Source organism: Campylobacter sp. BCW_4338, assembly GCF_001763255.1.
Classification (GTDB): domain Bacteria; phylum Campylobacterota; class Campylobacteria; order Campylobacterales; family Campylobacteraceae; genus Campylobacter_D; species Campylobacter_D jejuni.
On the sequence record NZ_MJYJ01000056.1, the window covers coordinates 1 to 1958 of the forward strand.

The 1958-nt window shown below is 29.6% G+C and carries 2 pseudogenes; both read right to left on the bottom strand.

Features of this window, described 5'->3' with window-relative positions:
* A pseudogene (locus AJN69_RS06200) lies at nucleotides 1-1186 on the bottom strand (hypothetical protein); the annotation flags it as partial.
* Nucleotides 1187-1204: 18 nt separating this feature from the next.
* A pseudogene (locus tag AJN69_RS06205) lies at nucleotides 1205-1958 on the bottom strand (hypothetical protein); the annotation flags it as partial.

Sequence of the window (1958 nt, forward strand, 5' to 3'; positions counted from 1 at the left end):
TCAAGGAGTTTGTCTAAATATCCTCTTTTATAAATCCATTCTAATCTTTCAGGTGTAAAATAATAAGGGGCATTAGGATAGCCTTGAGGAGGAGTGAGGGCTGCTAGTTTGGCGCTTAATACTAGGGTATCTTTGAATAAAGTAGCTTGTTGTTCACTCCAATCATTTGGAGTATCTACATCAAATCTTGTTACCATTCCATTTTCGTATCCATCCATAGCATCATCAAATTTATTTCTACTTTCAGAAGTAGAATCTATATCTCTTGGATCTTTTAATTTGCTTTTTTAATATCATTATATAAAGCCCAAATGATCCTGCCTTCTTCATCATAGGCAAAATCATATTTATTTAAATCAATCACCCAATCTGCTCCTATAATCTCATCTATAAAAGGAAGCATACCAAATTCATCAGGCTGTATAGTTTTAGCTAAATCTTTTACTAATTTGGCCCTTAAAGGATTTTTATGTATCCCTGCCATACCTATTTCTAAAAGATTATCAGCATAATTATAAATTCCTCTTTTTATACCTAATTCTTCATATCCTCCACCTGTGAGTTGAATATATAAAATAAAACATTGTATCATTCTAGCATTAAAGCCATGATTTTTAGAACGCACAAAATATTCAGGTTTTCCTAGTATTCCTGCTGCTATACCCCATTCTTGTCTAAAAAGAGAAGATTTTAAGGTTTCTTTATTATTGTTAACTTCATCATAAATATAGGCGTATTCTTCATTGATTAAATATCCTTTTTCATCTACATTAGCATAAGCATCATAGGGTATATCTATAACCACAGATCTTAATCCACTTCTTATTGCTAAATATTTATATCTTTCTCTTTTGGTTTTTAAAGATTTATAATAAGCTTTTTCTGCTTTAGTCCAAGGAGCTATAGCTCCTTTGATAGGATCTTTTAAATAAATACTTTGCCAATCTTTAAATTCAAGCAAAGTAGATTTCTCCCCTGTGTGAAATTCAGGATCTAGGTATTGGGGTTTATAGTCTTTGTAGGGGGAGTTTTTCATAATATGATAAGATTTAAAAACCGCTTTGGAATATTCTTCGGTATAGTTGCCTGTGGGCTTAACATTTTCTTTAAAGAGTATTTTATTGGTATCTTTTTCCACATCTAATGTTAATCCATTAGGTGTATAAATCTCATAAGTTTCACTCATTATCTATCCTTTCTTAATTTAACCCATGTATAAACCATCTTCTATGATTATAGTAGTAGCTAGTCTGCCTATGAAATTAGGCGGAGTTTTTGTTTCTGATGTGATGTCAGCATTTGCACTTGCTTTGCTAGTGTTATTTTCTCTTTTGCCTATAGCTTTCAAGCTTTCTTTATTTCCATTTATCCCCATATACATAGCCTTAAGATTGTTTTGTCCTATGATATTGAGTTTTTCTAGTAATCTTCTGGTTTTATTTTTATCTTCTATATATCTTCCTGTTTTATCTTTACTTGTATTATAAATTCCATTAGCAAAATCTTGTAAAATTTGTAAAGCTTCATTGTAAGCATGAATAGGACTATCTTCATCCTTTTTAAAAGCACTAATTTGCTTTTCTTTATTTCTAAACTCTTTAAACAAAGGATGATTACAAGGAAGTTGATATATAGTGCATTTTTTAAGTTCTAAAGATTTTAACTCTTTAAAATAAAAAGTATAATCATCTATAATATATTTTTGTTCTTTTATATCCTCTAAAGCAGTTGCATTTCTTTTCTCATCAATAATCAAATAAGACAAAAGTCTTTTTAAAAGAAATTCTTTATTTTCTTCAAGCTTTTGATCTATTTCATAATGAAAGGAAAAATGAGTGTCAAAAACTCCTGTGCAAAGATCTATGCCATAAAAAATTTTCTTTAAATCAAAGCTAATGAATTTCGAATTGATTGCAAAAGGATAGGTTACAAAATGATCTCTTATAACCGCTAAAGGA